The 18,501-nt window shown below is 70.2% G+C and carries 17 protein-coding genes; 11 read left to right on the top strand and 6 right to left on the bottom strand.

The annotated features are described in order from the left end of the window. Positions 1-33: 33 nt before the first annotated feature. Positions 34-1,005 carry a carbohydrate ABC transporter permease gene (locus tag DEJ03_RS14820; RefSeq protein WP_220034148.1) on the bottom strand — a complete coding sequence of 324 codons (972 nt, stop codon included), beginning with the start codon at positions 1,003-1,005 and terminating at the stop codon, positions 34-36. Further along, a complete protein-coding gene (locus DEJ03_RS14815; RefSeq protein WP_071404236.1) occupies positions 1,002-1,946 on the bottom strand; it encodes a carbohydrate ABC transporter permease in 945 nt (314 codons plus the stop codon). The genes DEJ03_RS14820 and DEJ03_RS14815 overlap by 4 nt, the downstream gene beginning before the upstream one ends. 196 nt (positions 1,947-2,142) lie before the next feature. On the opposite strand from DEJ03_RS14815, the gene DEJ03_RS14810 reads away from it, so the two are divergent. Beyond that, complete coding sequence (locus tag DEJ03_RS14810) at positions 2,143-3,168, top strand: LacI family DNA-binding transcriptional regulator (RefSeq protein WP_181422747.1); 1,026 nt, start codon at positions 2,143-2,145, stop codon at positions 3,166-3,168. A gap of 437 nt (positions 3,169-3,605) precedes the next feature. Here DEJ03_RS14810 and DEJ03_RS14805 read toward each other — a convergent pair whose 3' ends face one another. After that, positions 3,606-5,111 carry an alpha-N-arabinofuranosidase gene (locus tag DEJ03_RS14805; protein ID WP_110865198.1) on the bottom strand — a complete coding sequence of 502 codons (1,506 nt, stop codon included), beginning with the start codon at positions 5,109-5,111 and terminating at the stop codon, positions 3,606-3,608. A 295-nt stretch (positions 5,112-5,406) separates the two neighbouring features. Here DEJ03_RS14805 and DEJ03_RS14800 point away from each other — a divergent pair, with 295 nt between their 5' ends. From DEJ03_RS14800 to DEJ03_RS14790, 3 genes are all read left to right on the top strand, one after another. Next, positions 5,407-6,762, top strand: coding sequence for an extracellular solute-binding protein (locus DEJ03_RS14800; RefSeq protein ID WP_110865197.1), 1,356 nt, complete (start codon positions 5,407-5,409; stop codon positions 6,760-6,762). A gap of 84 nt (positions 6,763-6,846) precedes the next feature. Continuing rightward, positions 6,847-7,818: a carbohydrate ABC transporter permease gene (locus DEJ03_RS14795; RefSeq protein ID WP_027466146.1), complete on the top strand. Its 972-nt coding sequence runs from the start codon at positions 6,847-6,849 to the stop codon at positions 7,816-7,818. 1 nt (position 7,819) lies between these two features. After that, a complete protein-coding gene (locus DEJ03_RS14790; protein WP_110865196.1) occupies positions 7,820-8,731 on the top strand; it encodes a carbohydrate ABC transporter permease in 912 nt (303 codons plus the stop codon). Positions 8,732-9,398: 667 nt separating this feature from the next. Here DEJ03_RS14790 and DEJ03_RS14785 read toward each other — a convergent pair. Continuing rightward, on the bottom strand, positions 9,399-10,229 hold the full coding sequence (locus DEJ03_RS14785; RefSeq protein ID WP_110865195.1) for a siderophore-interacting protein: 831 nt from the start codon (positions 10,227-10,229) through the stop codon (positions 9,399-9,401). 28 nt (positions 10,230-10,257) lie between these two features. Between DEJ03_RS14785 and DEJ03_RS14780 the strand changes: the two genes are divergently transcribed. The 4 genes from DEJ03_RS14780 to DEJ03_RS14765 are packed head-to-tail and all read left to right on the top strand — an operon-like array spanning position 10,258 to position 14,454. After that, positions 10,258-11,361, top strand: coding sequence for an iron ABC transporter permease (locus tag DEJ03_RS14780; RefSeq protein ID WP_258370849.1), 1,104 nt, complete (start codon positions 10,258-10,260; stop codon positions 11,359-11,361). Beyond that, positions 11,358-12,503 (top strand): iron chelate uptake ABC transporter family permease subunit, encoded by a 1,146-nt coding sequence (locus DEJ03_RS14775; protein WP_258370848.1) that lies wholly within the window; start codon positions 11,358-11,360, stop codon positions 12,501-12,503. The genes DEJ03_RS14780 and DEJ03_RS14775 overlap by 4 nt, the downstream gene beginning before the upstream one ends. After that, positions 12,500-13,423, top strand: a complete 924-nt coding sequence (locus DEJ03_RS14770) for an ABC transporter ATP-binding protein (RefSeq protein ID WP_110865194.1) — start codon at positions 12,500-12,502, stop codon at positions 13,421-13,423. Before DEJ03_RS14775 ends, DEJ03_RS14770 begins: the two co-directional genes overlap by 4 nt. Before the next feature lie 11 nt (positions 13,424-13,434). Continuing rightward, on the top strand, positions 13,435-14,454 hold the full coding sequence (locus DEJ03_RS14765; RefSeq protein WP_110865193.1) for an ABC transporter substrate-binding protein: 1,020 nt from the start codon (positions 13,435-13,437) through the stop codon (positions 14,452-14,454). An 81-nt stretch (positions 14,455-14,535) separates the two neighbouring features. Here the strand turns inward: DEJ03_RS14765 and DEJ03_RS14760 are convergent, their stop codons facing one another. Next, positions 14,536-16,584 carry a transglycosylase domain-containing protein gene (locus tag DEJ03_RS14760; protein ID WP_258370847.1) on the bottom strand — a complete coding sequence of 683 codons (2,049 nt, stop codon included), beginning with the start codon at positions 16,582-16,584 and terminating at the stop codon, positions 14,536-14,538. Positions 16,585-16,748: 164 nt separating this feature from the next. Here DEJ03_RS14760 and DEJ03_RS14755 point away from each other — a divergent pair, with 164 nt between their 5' ends. The 3 genes from DEJ03_RS14755 (at position 16,749) to DEJ03_RS14745 (ending at position 17,878) form a co-directional block, all read left to right on the top strand. Then, positions 16,749-16,985, top strand: a complete 237-nt coding sequence (locus DEJ03_RS14755; RefSeq protein WP_110865192.1) for a hypothetical protein — start codon at positions 16,749-16,751, stop codon at positions 16,983-16,985. A 76-nt stretch (positions 16,986-17,061) separates the two neighbouring features. Next, the gene (locus DEJ03_RS14750) at positions 17,062-17,631 is read left to right on the top strand and encodes a GNAT family N-acetyltransferase (RefSeq protein ID WP_220034147.1); all 570 of its coding nucleotides are present in this window, start codon (positions 17,062-17,064) and stop codon (positions 17,629-17,631) included. Positions 17,632-17,686: 55 nt separating this feature from the next. Beyond that, on the top strand, positions 17,687-17,878 hold the full coding sequence (locus tag DEJ03_RS14745) for a hypothetical protein (RefSeq protein WP_111023553.1): 192 nt from the start codon (positions 17,687-17,689) through the stop codon (positions 17,876-17,878). 30 nt (positions 17,879-17,908) lie between these two features. On the opposite strand, the gene DEJ03_RS14740 is transcribed toward DEJ03_RS14745, so the two are convergent. Beyond that, on the bottom strand, positions 17,909-18,412 hold the full coding sequence (locus DEJ03_RS14740) for a MarR family winged helix-turn-helix transcriptional regulator (RefSeq protein WP_258370846.1): 504 nt from the start codon (positions 18,410-18,412) through the stop codon (positions 17,909-17,911). Between the last annotated feature and the right edge of the window lie 89 nt (positions 18,413-18,501).

The raw sequence follows: 18,501 nt of genomic DNA, 5'->3' as shown, positions 1-18,501 counted from the left end.
GGCGGGGTCGCCACGGGCCTCCCGTCCAAGGGATCAGGCCTTGACCGACCCGGCCGCGAGGCCGGACTGCCAGAAGCGCTGGAGGAAGAGGAACGCGACCACGATCGGGATGATCGTGAGGAGCGATCCCGTGACGACGAGGTTGTAGATCGGCTGCGCGCCGGACCCGGTGGCCTGCGCGTTCCACTGGTTCAGGCCGACCGTCAGCGGGTACCACTTCGGGTCGCTCAGCATGATGAGCGGCAGGAAGTAGTTGTTCCAGGTGGCGACGACCGCGAACAGCAGGACGGTTACGACACCGGGCGCGAGCAGGCGGAGCGCGATCGTGAAGAAGATCCGGAACTCACCGGCGCCGTCCATGCGGGCGGCCTCGAGCAGTTCGGCCGGGATCGCTTCGACCGCGTAGGTCCAGATCAGGTACATGCCGAACGGGCTGATCAGCGAGGGCAGGATGATCGCCCACGGGGTGTTGGTCAGGCCGACCTGCGAGAACAGCAGGAAGGTCGGGACCGCCAGCGCCGTGCCGGGGACCGCGATGGCGCCGAGGACGACGGCGAAGACCGCGCGGCGTCCGGGGAACTGGAACTTCGCCATGCCGTAGCCCGCGACGGTGGCGAGCAGGGTGGCCCCGCCGGCACCGACGACGACGTAGAGCAGCGTGTTGCCGAACCACTGCAGGAAGATGCCGTCGTTGTACGTCAGCGTGTCGACGATGTTCTGCCAGAGGTTGAAGTCCCTGCCGAACCACAGACCGAACGTGGAGAGCAGCGACGCCTGCGTCTTCGTGCTGTTCACGAGCAGGTAGAACAGCGGCGCGAACGAGTACACGACGAAGACGACCATGACCGCGGTCAGCAGGCCGGAACGCTTCGGCTTGCGTCCGTCGACGTGCTGGTCTGCCTTCCTGGAGGCGCGGATCGAGCGGGTGCGCGGCGCACGTTGCGTCGTGGTCGCCTCGGTCACCGTGGCCGCTGCGGGCCCGGCGGGGTGCTGGATGGTGCTCATCGGTTCTCCTCGCGGGTGCCGCGGACCTGGACGACGTAGGCGATCACCGCGGTGATCACGCCCATCACGATCGCGACCGTGGCGGAGTAGTTGAACTGCTGACCGCTGAAGGACAGCGAGTAGGCGTACATGTTCGGGGTGAAGGCGCTGCCGATGACGTTCGGGGCGAGCGTCTTGAGCAGGTTCGGCTCGTTGAAGAGCTGGAAGCTGCCGATGATCGAGAAGATCGTGGCGATGACCATCGGGCCGCGGAGCGCCGGGAGCTTGATCGAGAAGACCGTGCGCATCGGGCCGGCGCCGTCGAGCTCGGCCGCCTCGTACAGCTCACCGGGGACGGTGCGGAGTGCGGCGTAGAAGATCAGCATGTTGTAGCCCAGGAACTCCCACGTGACCACGTTGCCGATCGACGTCAGGACCCAGCTCGGGCTGAACGGCTGCAGCAGGTCGATGCCGAGCGCGTCGTTCGCGGCGCCCGTCAGCCCGAACTGGTTGCCGTAGATGAAGCCCCAGATCAAGGCCGCGACGACACCGGGAACGGCGTAGGGCAGGAACACCGCGATGCGGAAGAAGCTCGTCCCCCAGAGTCGGGCGCTGTCCAGGGCGAGGGCGGCGACGAGCGCGAGGCCGAGCATGATCGGCACCTGGACGACCAGGAAGATCGCGACCCGGCCGAACCCGGACCAGAACTTGGCGTCCTGGAAGAGCTGCACGTAGTTGGCGAACCAGACGAACTGGTTGCCGCCGATGAGCTGGTCGCGGAACAGGCTGAGCCAGAGCGCGTAGCCGATCGGCACGATGAGCATCAGGACCAGGACGACGACGAACGGGCCGACGAACAGCCATCCGGTGAGCCGTCCCCGCGGCTTGGGGCGGCGGCCGGCCGGGCGCTCGGCGGTGGGGCGCGGTGCTGCCTCACCGGGGCGCGCTGCGAGCGTGCTCATGTGACTCCTTCGTCTGCTGCGTTCGGGTGGTCGATGTCGGCGGCTCGGCCCGGGCCGGATCAGGGTGTCCGGGCGGTCACCGATGTTGACGTCAACATCGAACGACGCGACGATAGCATGGCAACGTCAACATGCGCTAGCGTCCGGGGAGGCCGACCGTTCGGCCCCTCGATCCGGAAGGAGCGCCAGCGTGACGATGGAGTCCCCCGCCGGCACCCGCCGCGCCCCCTCGATGGCCGCCGTGGCCGAGGCCGCCGGGGTGTCGATGCAGACGGTCTCACGCGTCGCCCGGGGGTTCGACAACGTCAGCCCGGAGACCCGCGACCGCGTCCAGCGCGCCATGGAGTCCCTCGGCTACCGGCCCAACCGTGCCGCCCGCGCCCTGCGCTCCGGCCGCTTCCGAACCATCGGCGTGATCATGTTCACGCTCGCTTCCTTCGGCAACATGCGCACGCTCGAGGCGATCGCCGACGCCGCCGGGGTCGCCGACTTCACGATCACCCTGCTGCCGATGGCCTCGCGCACCGAGGCGGGCGTCCGTTCCGCGTTCTCGCGCCTGCACGAACAGGCCGTCGACGGCGTCGTGATCATCATCGAGTCGCACATCATCGACACCGCCGAGGTCGTGCTGCCCGACGGCGTGCCGATGGTCATCATCGACTCCACGGGCAGCACCGACCACCCCGCGATCGACACCGACCAGGCCGACGGCGCTCGACAGGCCACGCAGCACCTGCTCGACCTCGGGCACGAGACCGTCTGGCACGTCGCCGGGCCGGAGTCGTCGTACTCGGCCGCACGTCGCCTCGCCGCGTGGCAGGACACCCTGACGCGCGCCGGTCGACCGGTGCCCCCGGTGTTCCGCGGCGGCTGGACGACCGAGCACGGCTACGAGGCCGGGCTCGAGATCGCCGCACGCCCGGAGATCACCGCGGTGTTCGCCGCGAACGACCAGACCGCCCTCGGTGTCCTGCGCGCCGCACACGAGTCCGGACGGCCGGTGCCGTCGTCGCTGAGCGTGGTGGGGTTCGACGACTCCCCCGAGTCCGACTCGTTCTGGCCGCCGCTCACCACCGTGCACCAGTCCTTCGACGAGGTCGGCCGCCGAGCGGTCGCGAACCTGCTCGCCCAGATCGACGGCGAGCGGGTCAGCGTCGCGGCAGACCTGGTGCCGGTGCGGCTCGTCGAGCGCGCGAGCACGGCGCCGCCGCCGGCGCGCTGACGCGGCGCGCGTTTCGCGCTCACCGCCACATCACGTGCGCACGGCCCCGTGAACTGTCACCCAGCCCGTGAACTCGCGCACATGCCGGACGGGAGGCCCGGTGCCAGGCCGGCACGGGCCTCCCGTCCGCCGCCGCGACGCCACGGCCCTTTCCGCGAAAGCGACAGAATCGCTCCGAACGTCCGTGGAGAACTGTCGGTTTCGCGGACCTGACCCGGCTAACTGCCGACCACCTGTCGCTTTGGCAACCACATGCCGGACGGGAGGCCCGGTGCCAGGCCGCCACGGGCCTCCCGGCCGCCGCGCGGGCCACGTCACGGGCCCAGCGACAGTCCACGCGCCCGTCACCCCGTGAGGTGTCGCTCACCCCGTGAAGTCGCGCCCGACGTCCTCTGTGCTCACTCGACGCCCGCCGTGGCGTGCGCCGAGGCGCCTTGTCAGCCGATCGAGACGGCGGTCCAGGAGACCGGCGGGAGCTCGATCGTGACGGTGTCGCCCTCGCGGCGGACCGACTCGTTCGTGCGGAGCCCCACGCGCGAGGTGTTCTCCAGGTCGTTCACGGCGTGCAGGTCGTCGTCCCAGACGCCCTCGGCGTGGACGTCACCGGTCGCACCGATGCCGGCCAGGTCGATCGTCACCGTGGTCGGCTCGGACGGGTGGCGGTTGATCAGGAAGACCGCGGCCTTGCCGTCCTCGGACACGGTGGCGGCGGAGTCCACGACCGGGACCTCGCCGTGCTTGCCACCGTCGACCGTGTCACCCGAGGCCTTGACCTGCAGCGAGGTGCCCTGCGCCAGGCGCGAGGTGACCGAGAACGGGAAGAAGGTCGTCTGGCGCCAGGCCGGGCCACCGGGCTCGGTCATGATCGGGCCGATCACGTTGACGAGCTGGGCGAGCGAGGCCGAGGCGACGCGGTCGGCGTGGCGGAGCAGCGAGATGAGCAGGCCACCCACGACGACGGCGTCGGCGACGGTGTAGACGTCCTCGAGCAGACGCGGGGCGACGGGCCACTCGTCGAGCGTGAAGGTCTTGGCCTTCGCTTCCCACTTCTTGATCGACCAGACGTTCCACTCGTCGAACGAGATGTCGATGCGCTTGTCGGACTTCTTCTGCGCCTGGACGTGGTCGGCGGCCGTGGTGACCGTCTTGATGAAGTGGTCCATGTTGGCGCCCGAGGCGAGGAACGACGGCAGGTCGTCGTCCTCCTCGTAGTAGGCGTGCGCGGAGATGTAGTCGACGTCGTCGTAGGTGTGCTCGAGGACGGTGCGCTCCCACTCGCCGAACGTCGGCATCGACGCCCCGGAGGAACCGCAGGCGACGAGCTCGAGGTCGGGCTGGATCTGCCGCATGGCCTTGGCGGTCATGGCGGCGAGCTTGCCGTAGTCGTCGGCGTTCTTGTGGCCGAGCTGCCACGGGCCGTCCATCTCGTTGCCGAGGCACCACATCTTGATGGCGAAGGGTTCCTGGCGACCGTTCGAACGACGGTATTCGGACAGTGCGGTCCCGGCGTCGATGTTCGCGTACTCGAGGAGCTCGATCGCCTCCTGCGTGCCGCGGGTGCCGAGGTTCACGGCGAGCATGAGCTCCGAGCCGACCTGGTCGAGCCAGTGCTGGAACTCGTGCAGGCCGACCTCGTTGGTCTCGGTCGAGTGCCAGGCCAGGTCGAGGCGGCGGGGGCGCTGCTCGACGGGGCCGACGCCGTCCTCCCACTTGTACCCCGAGACGAAGTTGCCACCGGGGTAGCGGATGGCGGAGACGCCGAGTTCCTTGACGAGTTCGACGACGTCCTTGCGGAAGCCGTGCTCGTCGGCGGTCTCGTGGGTGGGCTCGTGGATGCCGTCGTAGACGTGGCGGCCGAGGTGCTCGACGAACCCGCCGAACAGGCGACGTCGCACCGGCCCCACGGTGAACGCGGCGTCGAGGACGAGGTGTGTGCGGGGCATGGATCTCCTTCGATCGTGGCAGTGCGGTTCGTGCGGGGAGCGGGTGGGGCCACGGACGGGAACCGAAGCGGGCCGTCACGAAAGTGAGCGCTCACCTGACAGAAACGCTACCGGGTTCCACGCCGTCGCGAAAGGGGTGGCGGATGCCGGGAGCGAGCGCTAATGTGAGCGCTCACGGAGCACCGGAAGGTCGTTCCGTGTCCGGAGCAGCAGTGCTCCGGGTCCGGAGCAGCGATGCTCCGGCGGGAGCACCGACCCTGTTCCCGAGCCCGGCCCATCCCGATGGAGTGATGCCATGCCGATCCCACCCGCAACACCCGCGTCGCGCCTCTCGCGCCGGGGCTTCCTCGCCGCCGGCGCAGCGGCCGCGACGGTCCTGCCGCTCGCCGCCTGCTCGAGCCCCCTCGCCGCCGGCCTCGCCGGTAGCGCACTCAACCCCGAGACCCTCGTCTTCTGGAACCTGTTCGGCGGCGGCGACGGCGTCCGCATGCAGGCCATGGAGGACGGCTACGCGAAGCAGCACGGCGGCTCGAGCGCGCTGCAGGGCACCACGTTCGCGTGGGGCAACCCGTACTACTCGAAGCTGACACTGGCGACCGTCGGGAACAAGCCGCCGGACGTCGCGGTCGCGCACCTGACCCGCGCGAAGCCGCTCTGGGACGGTGACCTGCTCGACCCGATCACGTCCGACGACCTGGCGAGCGTCGGCCTGAGCGCCGCCGACTTCAACCAGAAGGCCTGGGCGGCGCAGAAGACCGACGGCAACAACATCGCGGTCCCGCTCGACACCCACCCCTTCGTCCTCTTCTACAACGTCGACGTCTGCAAGAAGGCCGGCCTGATCGACGGCGACGGCAACCTCGTCGACCTCAACGGCATGGACAACTTCGAGAAGGCCCTCGCCGCGGTCGCCAAGGTCACCGGCGGCACGGCGCTCAACGTCGCGAACGTGGTGCCGGAGACGGCCACCCCGTGGCGCTTCTTCTGGACGATGTACAACCAGCTGAAGGACGCCACCCCGTTCATCAGCGACGGCGGGTCCAAGCTCACCGTCAACGAGGACGCCTACAACGAGGTCACGAGCCGCACCCAGAAGTGGGTGAAGGAGGGCTGGCTGAACAAGGCGCTCGACTACGCCACCGCGCAGTCGCTCATGTTCGACGGCAAGGCCGGCTTCTTCATGCAGGGCGAGTGGGAGATCAGCACCGCGCAGTCGATCAAGGGCCTGAACTTCGGCATGGCGCCGATCCCGCAGCTCTACGACAAGCCGGCGACCCAGGCGGACTCGCACACGTTCGTCCTGCCGAAGAAGGCCCGCACGCCGGAGCAGCGCAAGCAGCACATGCTCTTCATCAAGCAGATGCTCGAGCAGAGCCTGACGTGGGCCGAGGGCGGGCACGTACCGGCCTACATCCCGACGTTCGACAGCGCGGCGTACAAGAAGCTCACGCCGCAGTCGAACTACGCGGCCGCAGCCGAGACCGCCGTGTTCGACGACGCCGCCTGGTACGGCGGGTCGGGTTCGACGTTCGAGGGCACGGTGGGCGCCCAGCTCGCCCTCGTGCAGCAGGGCAGCTCGTCCCCCGCGCAGGCACTGCGCGCCATCAAGTCGCAGCTCGCGACGTACCTCAACACCCCGAGCCCCCTGTGACCCGGCACGCAACCACCCGGCCGGACCACGCCGGGCAGACGACCCCCGCGATCGCCGTGAACACCGCGCGAAAGGCACGATGACGTGACCACAGCACCTGTCCTCGACCGGCCGACCGACGCGGCCACCGCGCCGCGTCTCCGCCGGAACCGCTCCTACGGCTCCAGCGTGAACCGCGGCCAGGGCCGCAGCGGCTGGCTGTTCCTCGCCCCGTTCGGCCTGTTCTACGTGGCCTTCCTGCTCGGCCCGACGGTCTGGATGATCGTCACGAGCTTCTTCAACACCTCGACCGTCCGCACCGGGCTCGGCAGCTTCGCCGGGTTCGCGAACTACGCCGAGATGCTCGGGCGCAGCGACTTCTGGTCGTCGCTCTGGCACACGCTGCAGTTCACGCTGTACACGACCCCGCCGCTCGTCATCCTGGCGTTCGTGTTCGCCGTGCTGACGAACCGGATGAACCGCGGGCAGTGGTTCTTCCGTCTGGCGTTCTTCCTGCCGTTCATCCTGCCGTCGGCGACGATCTCGCTGATCTGGGTGTTCATCTTCACGCCGAGCACCGGTCTGTGGGCGAGCCTGCAGTCGGCGATCGGCATGACGCCCGGCTCCGGCATGCTGTCGAGCCCGAACACGGCCATGATCGGTGTCGCGATCGCCACCGTGTGGTGGACCCTCGGCTTCAACTTCGTGCTCTACCTGGCCGGCCTGCAGGAGATCCCGCGCGAACTGTACGAAGCAGCCGCCGTCGACGGCGCGTCGAACTGGCAGCAGATCAAGTCGATCACGCTCCCCCTGCTCGGCCGCACGACGACGCTGGTCGTCCTGCTGCAGATCATCGCGAGCCTGAAGATCTTCGACCAGGTCTACCTGATGACGAACGGCGGGCCGGGCATCTCGACCCAGGTCTCGCTGCAGCTCATCACCGGCGTCGGCTTCACCGACAACCGGCTCGGTGCCGCATCGGCCGCGTCGGTCCTCCTGTTCATCGTGATCGTGGCGATCGCGGTCATCCGGCAGCTCGTCGAGCGCGCTGCCGCCAAGCGAGAGATCGGGGCCTGACATGACCGCCACCGAGAGCATCACCACCGGCCGCAAGCTCCGCACCGGCGTGTCGTCCGCCGCTCCGACGAGCGCCGCGAAGATCGGCGTCAGCGGTCGCGGCTTCACGATCGCGTCGGGGATCGTCCTGACGATCTTCGCGATCATCTGGCTCATCCCGAGCGTGTTCGCCCTGAAGACGTCGCTGTCCGACAACGGCGTCGCCGCACTCGGCGCGAACGCGATCCTGTCGAGCTGGAACCCGACGCTGCACTCGTACTCGTCGCTGTTCCAGGCCGGCGACATCTGGAACTGGTACCTCGCCAGCGCCATCACGAGCGTCGTCACGGCGGCACTCACCGTGCTGTTCGCGTCGATGGCGGCGTTCGCGCTGTCGCGGCTGGTGTTCCGCGGCCGCAACATCGCGTTCCTGCTCATCATCCTCGGGATCATGATCCCGACGCAGGTGCTGATCATCCCGATCTTCCAGGAGCTCAACGCGGTCGGCCTGCTCAACACCTACTGGTCGGTGATCTTCCCGCAGGTGCCCGCCGTGATCGCGGTGTTCATCTTCAAGCAGTTCTTCGACGGCATCCCGAAGGAGCTGGAAGAGGCCGCGCGCATCGACGGCGCCGGCATCTGGAAGGTCTACTGGTCGGTCATCCTGCCGCTGTCGCGTCCGGTGATCGCGGCCGTGACGATCCTGACCTTCGTCGGGGTGTGGAACAACCTGCTGCTGCCGTTGTTCGTGCTGTCCAACCCGGACCTCATGACGATCCCGGTCGGGCTCGCCACGGTCCAGGGCAGCTTCGGGCAGCGCTACGCCGACATCCAGGCCGGTGCGATCCTCGCGGCGCTGCCGCTGATCATCCTCTACCTGATCTTCCAGCGGCAGATCGTGGAGGGCGTGACGGGCTCGGGCCTCAAGGGCTGACGCCACCCCACCACGGACGGGAGGCCCGGTGCCAGCTGGCACCGGGCCTCCCGTCCGTCCGGTGGTCGCGTCGCGAGCGCGGCGCGGCTGGTGCTTTCGGGCGTACCTGGCGGGATCGGGCGTACCTGGTCGAACCGGGCGTACCTGGGCAGAAGTTCCTTGGTGGTATGCCCGAAAGCACCAGGCATCGCGGGTACCAGGGGAAGAACCGGGCGTACCTGGCGAGACCGGGCGTACCTGTGCACAGCGGGCATACCTGGCGGAACCGGGCGTACCTGGCGGGATCGGGCGTACCTGGGCGGAAGTTCCTTGGTGGTATGCCCGAAAGCACCAGGCATCGCGGGTACCAGGGGAAGGTCCGGGCGTACCTGGCGAGAACGGGCGTACCTGTGCAGAGCGGGCACACCTGGCGGAACCGGGCGTACTCGGTCGGAAGTTCCTTGGTGGTAGGCCCGAAAGCACCAGGCATCGCGCACGCCAAGGGAAGGACCGGGCGCACCTGGCAGAACCGGGCATACCTGGCGGGAACGGGCATACCTGGTCGGAAGTTCCGTGGTGGTACGCCCGGAAGCACCAGGCATCGCGCGCGCAAGGGGAAGGATCGGGCGTACCTGGCAGAACCGGGCGTACCTGGCGGGAACGGGCATGCCTGGCAGGCACGCGCGGGTCAGGCGGGGACGGAAACCTTCGTCTCGTGCTTCCAGAACCCGGAGAACGTGATGCGCGACTTCGGCAGGCCCGCACGGTGCAGGTGGCGGCGGCCCTCCGTTGCGAGTCTTGACTCCCCCACGACGAACGCGTAGCCCTGATCGTCGGACGGCACGTGCCGCTGCAGTTCGGCGAGGGCGCCACTGCCGGGGACGGCGCCCGGCTGCCGGACGATCCACGTCACCTGCACGCCGGTGGGGGCGTCGAGGTCGCGGATGTCGGCGGGGGTCGGGACCTCTTGGATGATGCGGCCGACGGTGTCGCGCGGCAACGACGCGGCGATGCCGACGACGCCGGGCAGACCGGTCTCCTCGGCCGCGACGATGACCTCGCTGGTGCCGGCCGGGACGTCGAAGATGCAGCCCTGGTCGAGCATCGCGAGTTCCTCGCCGGGGCGGGCGGAGCAGGCCCAGATCGCGGCGCGGCCCTCGAGCTGACCGCGGTGGTCCAGGTGCACGACGAAGTCGATGTCCAGCTCGGCGGTGCCGTCGGCGAGCAGCCGGTACGCGGCGACGGTGTAGTTCGCGCAGTGGGGACGGATGTCCTCGGGGATGCCGAGGAACGTCGGCCACCACTTCTTGCCGTCCAGGTCGGGCATCCGGAAGGCGTGCTGGTCGGGGCGTCGGACGAACAGGCGGAACCAGTGGTCGAAACCGAGGTAGCCGAACTCGTGCAGGTCATCGCCGGTGACGGTGACGCGCTGCATCGAGGGGGTCACCCGCTGGGTCCGGAGGACACGGGCGCGGAAGAGCCGGGGGTTCGTCGGCAGGAGCCGCGGGGTCTTCGCCATGAGGCAAGGCTAACCTAAGATGACTTCCGTGCCAGCCCCCAATCCCGTTCTGGCTTCCGGTCCGGAGGCCCCCGAACCCGTCGCGTCCAGCACCCGAGACGGCGACGCGTCCCGCGCCCTCGGTGTGCACCGGACCGCGATGCGGCGACGGACCGCGGTCGTCATCGGCCTCGTCGTCGCCCTGGTGCTCGTCGCCGTGGCGAGCATGCTGCTCGGCAGCAACCGCATCGGTGTCGCCGAGGTGTGGGCGGGGCTCACGCGCTCCGGATCGAGCACCGACGAGGCGATCGTGTGGGGGTCCCGCATCCCGCGCACGCTCATCGGTGCTGCGGTCGGGGCAGCCCTCGGCATCGCCGGGCTGCTCATGCAGGGACACACCCGCAACCCACTCGCCGACCCCGGCCTGTTCGGCGTCTCGTCTGGTGCCGGACTCGCGGTGGTGCTCGGCGTCTACGTGTTCGGGGTGACGAGCACGAGTGCGACCGTCTGGTTCGCCCTCGTCGGGGCCCTGGTCGCCAGCGTCGTCGTCTTCTCGGTGACCATCGCCGGCAGCGGCACTGCCAGTCCGGTGCCACTCGCCCTCGCGGGGGCCGCGGTCTCGGCGCTGCTCGCCGCCCTGACCTCCTTCGTCGTGCTGACCGACCAGGCCTCGCTCGACGCGTACCGGCTCTGGGTCGTCGGGTCCCTCGCGGCACGGCAGCTCGACATCCTCGGGGCGGTGTGGCCGTTCCTGGCCGCCGGGCTCGTGCTCGCGGTGCTGAACGTCCGCGCTCTGGACGCCCTCGGGCTCGGGTCCGAGCTGGCGAAGGGGCTCGGCGAGAACGTGCTCGTCGCGCGGCTCGTCGGCCTGGGCGGGATCACGCTGCTCGCCGCCGGGGCGACCGCTGCTGCCGGCCCGATCGGCTTCGTCGGCCTGACGGTGCCGCACGTCGCCCGCGCACTCGTCGGCACCGGACACCGCTGGACCCTGCCGGTCTCCGGTCTGGTCGGAGCCGCCCTCGTGCTGCTCGCCGACGTCATCGGTCGCCTGATCGGCGGGTTCTCCGAGGTCGAGGTCGGCATCGTGCTCGCAGTCATCGGTGGCCCCGTGTTCGTCGCCGTGGCCCGTCGCAGATCGCTGGTGTCGCTGTGAGCGGGGCAGCGGTGCGCAGCACCGGCAGCACGCCCGGCAGCACGCCCGAGACCACCACGCCCGGCACGCCCGCCTCGGCTGCACGAACCCCCGGCCGCGCCGGCATCCGCATCGGCCCCGTCGGCCTCGCCTGGCGCCCCCGGGTGTTCTGGTACACGGTCGGGTCGCTCGCCACCGTCCTGGTGCTCATCGTCATCGGGACAGCGGTCGGATCGACGTGGATCGCCCCCGGGGTCGTCATCCGGTCCCTGCTCGGCCTGGAGTCCGGGCCGGACGCCTTCATCATCACCACCCTGCGCCTGCCCCGCGTGCTCACCGGCGCACTCGTCGGCCTGACGCTCGGGGTGGCCGGCGCGCTCACCCAGACCTTCACCCGCAACCCCCTCGGTACCCCGGACATCATCGGTGTCACCGCGGGCGCGAGCGTCGGTGCGGTCGCGGCGATCGTCCTCGGCGGCGGGACGTACTCGGTGTCGTCCCTGGTGCTCGGTGGCGGGATCCCGGTTGCCGCCACGATCGGCGCCCTGGTCGCTGCGGTCCTGGTGTACGGCCTGGGCTGGCGCGGCGGCGTGCAGAGCTACCGGCTCGTGCTGGTCGGCATCGGCGTGAGCGCGACCCTCGACGCGGTGACGAGCTACCTGCTCGTCCGCGCGAAGATCACCGTCGCCACCGCGGCGTCCCAGTGGCTCGTCGGCAGCCTGTCGAGCACCTCGTGGGAGAGCGTCTGGCCGCTGCTCGTGGTGGCGGTCGTCGCGGTGCCGATCGCGCTCGCGACGAGTGCTGCCCTCGGCATCGGGCAGCTCGGCGACGAGGTCGCGACGGGCGTCGGACTCGGCGTCCAGCGGCACCGGCTGCTCGTCATCGCGCTCGCGGTCGTGCTCACCGCCGCCGCCGTGGCCGCCGCGGGACCGGTCGGCTTCGTCGCGTTCGTCGTCCCGCAGGTCGGGCTCCGGCTCGCCGGCACGAACCGGCCGCCGCTGCTGCTCGCCGGTGCCCTCGGCGCCGTGCTCGTGCTCGCCGCCGACCTGCTGTCCCGTTCCGCGTTCCCGTGGCAGGTGCCGGTCGGCATCATCACCACCGTGATCGGGGCGCCGTACCTGATCTGGCTCCTCGTCCGTCACCGCAAGGAGATGTCCCGATGACAGCACCACACCAGGACCAGCACGACACCCCCGTCCTCGAAGCCACGGGCCTGTCCGTCGGCTACGACCGCCAGCCCGTGCTGCGCGACCTGGACCTGCGCATCGAACGCGGCACCGTCACGACGTTCCTCGGCGCGAACGGCTGCGGCAAGTCGACCCTGCTCAAGGCGTTCGGCCGCGTGCTCAAGCCGCAGGCCGGCGAGGTCATGCTCGACGGCACCCCGATCCGCAGGGAGCCGAACCGCCAGGTCGCCCGCAAGCTCGCGATCCTGCCGCAGTCCCCCGTCGCCCCCGCTGGAACCAGCGTCCTCGACCTCGTGATGCGCGGCCGGAACCCGCACCAGTCGTGGGCGAAGCCGTGGACCGCCGAGGACGCGGCCGTCGCCGAAGCGGCCATCGCCGCCACCGGTCTGACCGAGGTGGCGCACCGCGACGTCACGAGCCTGTCCGGCGGGCAGCGCCAGCGTGCCTGGATCGCCATGGTCGTCGCACAGCAGGCCCAGACGCTCCTGCTCGACGAACCGACGACCTACCTGGACCTCGCGCACCAGCTCGAGGTCCTGCGGCTCGTCCGTCGGCTGAACCGCGAGCAGGGGTCGACGATCGTGATGGTGCTGCACGACCTGTCGCTCGCGGCGCGGTACTCCGACCGGCTCGTGGTGCTGCACGACGGCGGGGTCGTGGCCGACGGCACCCCCCACGACGTCCTCACCCCGGCACTGCTCGAGCACGCGTTCGGTCTGCACGCCCGGGTGTTCCCCGACCCGGTGACCGGTGCGCCGATGATCGTGCCCGAGGCGGACGAGCACGACCCCGTCCCGAGCGCCCCGACGGAGCACACAGCCCCGGGCGCCCGGACCGAGCACACCGTCCCGACGAAAACCGAAGACGTGCTGGCGAGTACCGCGAACTTAGGTTAGCCTCTCCTAACGTGAAGACCTCCCGACGTGGCCACCTGCGCGCCGCCCTCCTGACCTCCGTGACCGTCTCGGCACTCCTCCTGACCGGCTGCTCGAGCACCGGCAACTCGAACGACTCCGACTCCGACGGCGGCACCGCCGCGTCGAAGGCATGGTCGTACGAGGACGCCACGGGCGCCACCGTGAAGGTCGACCACACGCCGAAGCGCGTCGTCGTGCTGAACGACATCGCCCTGTCGTTCATCGAGTACGGCCTGAAGCCCGTCGGCACCTTCGGGCAGCTGACGATGGCGAAGGACGCCCGCTTCAAGGGCCTGGACACCGACGGCATCACGCAACTCGGCACCGCCTACGGCGACATCGACCTCGAGCAGCTCGCCGCGCTCAAGCCCGACCTCGTCGTCACCTCGGTCTACCCGACCGACGCCAAGGGCACGCTCGACACGAAGCAGCCCGGCTACGGCTTCAAGGACAAGGCGCAGGAGAAGCAGATCGAGGCCATCGCGCCGGTCGTCCAGGTGAAGTGGGGTGGCAAGGGCGAGGACGTCATCGAGAAGATCGCGGAACTGTCCGAGTCCCTCGGCGCGAAGGAGTCGACGGTCGACGCCGCCGAGAAGCGCTTCGACACCGCGGCCGACGAGCTCGAGAAGGTCTCGAAGGAGCAGGACCTGTCGGTCGTCTCGATGTACGCCGACGGTGACGGCGCGTACGTCACCCGCCCGACCGACGAGCCGTCGCTGCAGATGTACGCGTCGTACGGGGTCGACTTCGTCAACCCGAAGCCCGAGGGCTTCTACTGGGGCATCTACTCGTGGGAGAACGCCGGCCAGATCACCGGTGACGTGCTGCTGCTGTCGCAGCAGGGCTACCAGGTCGCCGACCTCGAGAAGCAGCCGACCTTCGCCGACAACGCCGCGCTCGAGGCGGGCCAGGTCCACAGCTGGACGTTCCCGGCCCTCGACTACGCGTCGCAGGCCGACTACATGACCAAGCTCGCGGGCTGGCTCGAGGACAGCAAGAAGCTGTCGTAGGACGCAACCGAGAACCGGCCTGGAGGCGCGGTGCCAGCTGGCATCGCGCCTCCAGGCCGTTGGTGGTTGCGTTCCGGGCCGTCAGCCGACCGGCAACGCCGCGTTCACCGCCGTCTGCGCGTCGCGCCAGACGGCCGCGCGCGACCCCGCGTAGGTGCCGCCCTGACCGTTGGAGAACGACCGCAGGTTGTGCTTCGCGCCGTCCGTGTTGCCCTGCCAGTAGGCGGTGACGGCACGCGAGGTCCCGCCCACCAGCCACACCTGGTCGGCCGCGTCCGTGGTGCCGGTCTTGCCGAACAGGGTCGCGCCGTCGGGTGTCTGCCCGCCGCTCGCCGTGCCGCCGCGGAACGCGCCCTGCATGACGTCGAACGCGGTGGCCGCGGTCTGCGGCGACACCGCCTGCGTGCAGGTGCGGGGTTGTCCGCCGAGTTCCTCACCGTCGGGGGCGACGACCTGGTCGATCACGACGGGTGCACAGAACCGCCCGCCGTTCGCGATGCCGGCGTAGGCCGACGCCATCGTCAGCGGGGCGATGCTCTCGGTGCCGAGCAGGGACCCCGGGTTCCAGGGCAGCTCGCCACCGGTCGCGAGGTGCACCCCCAGCCGCTCGGCCACGTCGCGGATGTCGCACAGGTCGAGCTGTTCGGCCATCGACTGGTACGCGGCGTTCACGGACTGCGCCGTCGCCGACCGGACCGAGTACGGACCACGCTGCCCGGGTGAGTCGTTCTTCGGCTGCCAGAACGCCGAGGCGGGTCCACCGCAGGCGGTCCACTCGCTGTGCGGGTGCGGTGTGCCGTCGACGACGGTGTCCGGGCTGCGGCCGGCCTCGATCCACGCCAGCAGGGTGAACATCTTGTAGGTCGACCCGGTCTGGAACCCCGTCGAGCTGCCGTCCGCCTGGTCGGTGGCGTAGTTCAGCGAGGTCGCGGTGCGGGGCGCGTCGGACGACCGGTCGTGGTCGGTGTTCTGTGCCATCGTCAGCACACGGCCCGTCCCAGCCTCGACCGTGTTGAACGTGGCCCCCAGCGCCAGCCGCGTCTCGGTCTTCGGGTCGTACTGGTCGAGCAGCCGCTTCTGTTCCGCGTTCAGGTCGAGGTCGAGCGTGGTCTGGATCCGGTACCCGCCGGTGCGCCAGGCGTCCGCCCGCTGCTGCTTCGTCGCGCCGAGCTGCGGGAGCCGCTGGGCGATGGTCTCCGCGTGGTCACAGAAGAACTCCGCGCCCACCTCGACCGCCTCGCACCCCTGCTGCGGTGCCGTCAGGTGGACGGAGTCGGCGACGCGGGACAGCCGAGCCGTGCGGTACTCCTCGGTCGACAGGTGCCCCTGCTCGTGCATCGACCGCAGGATCACGTTCCGCCGCGCGGCGTTGTCGCGGTGGTGGTCCGGCGTCGACAGGTCCCGTCGCTCCGGCCACTGCACGATCGCGATGAGGGACGCCGCCTCGGCCGGGGTCAGGTCGGTCGCCGACTTGCCGTAGTAGTGCTGCGCCGCCGACTGCACCCCGTAGGTCTGGTCGCCGAAGTAGGCGATGTTCAGGTACGCCGCCAGGATCTGCTGCTTCGTGTACTGCTTCGCCAGGCTGATCGCGAGCTTCATCTCGGCGAGCTTGCGCTGCGGTGTCCGCCGGGTCGCGTCCTCGTACGCGGCCTCGCGCTCCTCGGCCGTGGGCAGTTCGCTCGCCTGCTGGATCTTGATGTTCCGCACGAGCTGCATCGTCAGGGTCGAACCACCCGACCCGCCCTCGGTCCCGGACGTGGCGACGCTCACGAGCGACCGGACAACGGACGTCGCGTCGACACCGCCGGTCTCGTAGAACCGCTTGTCCTCGCCGTCCACCGCGGCGTGCTCCAGGTGGTCGCTGATCTGGTCGAGCGTGAGCTCCTGCCGGTCCTGGTCCCACACGTTCGCCAGGTGCACCGGCGCGCCGCCGCGGTACGCCCAGATCTGGTTCCGCTGCGGCAGCTGCCCGATCTCGATGTCCTCCGGCAGCGACTCGAACACCCCGATCGCCGAGGTCGTGCCGACGCCGGCGACCGCGATCACCGGAGTCACCCCGACGCTCACCAGCAGCCCGGCGAGCACACTGCCACCCACGAAGCCGAGCGCGGCTCCCACTGCACGTCGCATCGTCATGTCGTCCGTTCCCCCTCGGTCGCACCGTCTTCGGCGCGGTCCGGAGAGGCTCGCAGTCCTGCTCGGGCGGTCGCCGTGACTTCCCCGCGGAACACCGTCGTGTCCGCTGGGAAAGTGCCGGTGCGATCCGCTCCCCGCCGCCGCGCTACGATCCGGGCATGACCCCGATCGCGCCACGTGTGCTGCACATCCTCTGCACGGCGTTCCTCGTCGTGGCGTTCCTGGCATCGTTCGTCGGTGGGTACGCGAACGCGAACGACTCCGGCGAGGGCGGCGCGAACATCGGTGCCGGGGCGCTGATGTTCTTCGGTGCACTCGCCGGCGTGGTCGGCATCGGGCTCGGCATCGCGGCGCTCGTCTCCGGCCTCGTCGCCGCCCGGCGCAGCGCGGCCTGACCACCGGTCGCGCGCCGTTCCGAGCACCACGGTCGCGGTGGTGGCGGGATCGCCAGGACCGGAGGATCATCGGCCCATGGAGTACTCGACGGCGATGCTCACCGAGGAGACGTGGCCCGACTTCGCCGCGCTCGTGACCCGCAGCAACGGTGTGTGGGGCGGGTGCTGGTGCATCGGTTTCCACCCGGACGGCCCACGCGGGACGCCCGACCCGACGGTGTCCCACCAGGAGGCGAAGCACCGCCACGTGCGGAACGGCACGAACCACCAGGTGCTCGTCTACGCCGACGGCACGGCGGTCGGCTGGTGCCAGTTCGGGCGGCCGGTCGAGCTGCCGACGATCCTGAACCCCGGCGCGTACGCCCGCGACGCCTCGACGCCGCCGGACTGGCGGATCGGCTGCGTGTTCGTGGAGTCCCGACACCGCGGCCAGGGGGTCGCACGTGCCGCGGTCACGACCGCACTCGACCAGATCCGGCGGGACGGCGGCGGGACCGTCGAGGCCTACCCGGAGCAGACGGTCGAGCGGAAGCCGCAGCGCGGTGCCTACCTGCACACCGGGCCGGAAGAACTGTTCACGCAGTTCGGGTTCGTGCGCGACCGCCGCATCGCCAAGTGGCGGTGGGTGATGCGCACGACGGTGTGACCGGCGTACCCGCTCGACGCCGCACTGCCAGCCCGGCGCGCGTACCGTGGGAACCGTGACACGCACCGCTCCGGTACGACCGCACCGCCTCGCCCTCATCGGCGCCGCCGTGGCCCTGGTGATCGGGGTCGGACTGCTCTTCACCCCCTGGGACGGGCCGGTCATCGTGCTCGCCTGGGCGCTCATCGTCGCCGCGGTCGTCCTGGGCGCCATCACGCTCTTCCTGGTGCGGGCCCCCCGCAGCTAGGCCGCGCACACCCGCCGGCGCGACCGTCGGTCAGCCGCGCCGCCGCGTGCCCGCGGAGCGTGGCGGGTTCGCGCGCAGGTGCTCCGCCGCTCCCCCGAGGATCCGCGCCAGGTCGTCGACGTCCGCGTCCGACATCGACGCGAACAGCAGGGTGTGCAGCGCCTCGATGTGTCCGGGGAAGACCGCGGCGAGGACGTCACGACCAGCCCGGGTGATCGTCACGACCGTGCTGCGTTCGTCGTCGGGCGAGGGCCCGCGGGCGACCAGCCCACGCTGCTCGAGCAGTTGCGCCTGGTACGTCAGGCCACTGCGGCTGTAGACGACCCCGTCGGCGAGGTCGGTCATGCGCTGCTGCCCACCAGGGGCGTCTCCGAGCCGGGCGAGCAGCTGGAACTGCACGTAGCTCAGGCCGCCCACGTCGCGCAGCTGCCGCTCGACCGCGTGGCGCAGCAGGCTGCTCACCTCGGTGAAGGCGAAGTACGCCCCGAGCTGCGTCGGGGTCAGGGAGTTCGGCACATCGGTCACGCTTCCCATCCTACCTGTTGCTTCGAGTTCGAAGCAGTGCTAGCGTCACCGTCAGTTGCTTCGAACTCGAAGTACAACGAGGAACACCGACGAAGGGC

The sequence above is a fragment of the Curtobacterium sp. MCLR17_043 genome, from assembly GCF_003224215.1.
Classification (GTDB): Bacteria; Actinomycetota; Actinomycetes; order Actinomycetales; family Microbacteriaceae; genus Curtobacterium; species Curtobacterium flaccumfaciens.
Note: the sequence above shows the minus strand (reverse complement) of the source record. Positions and strands in the feature narration are given on the sequence as shown.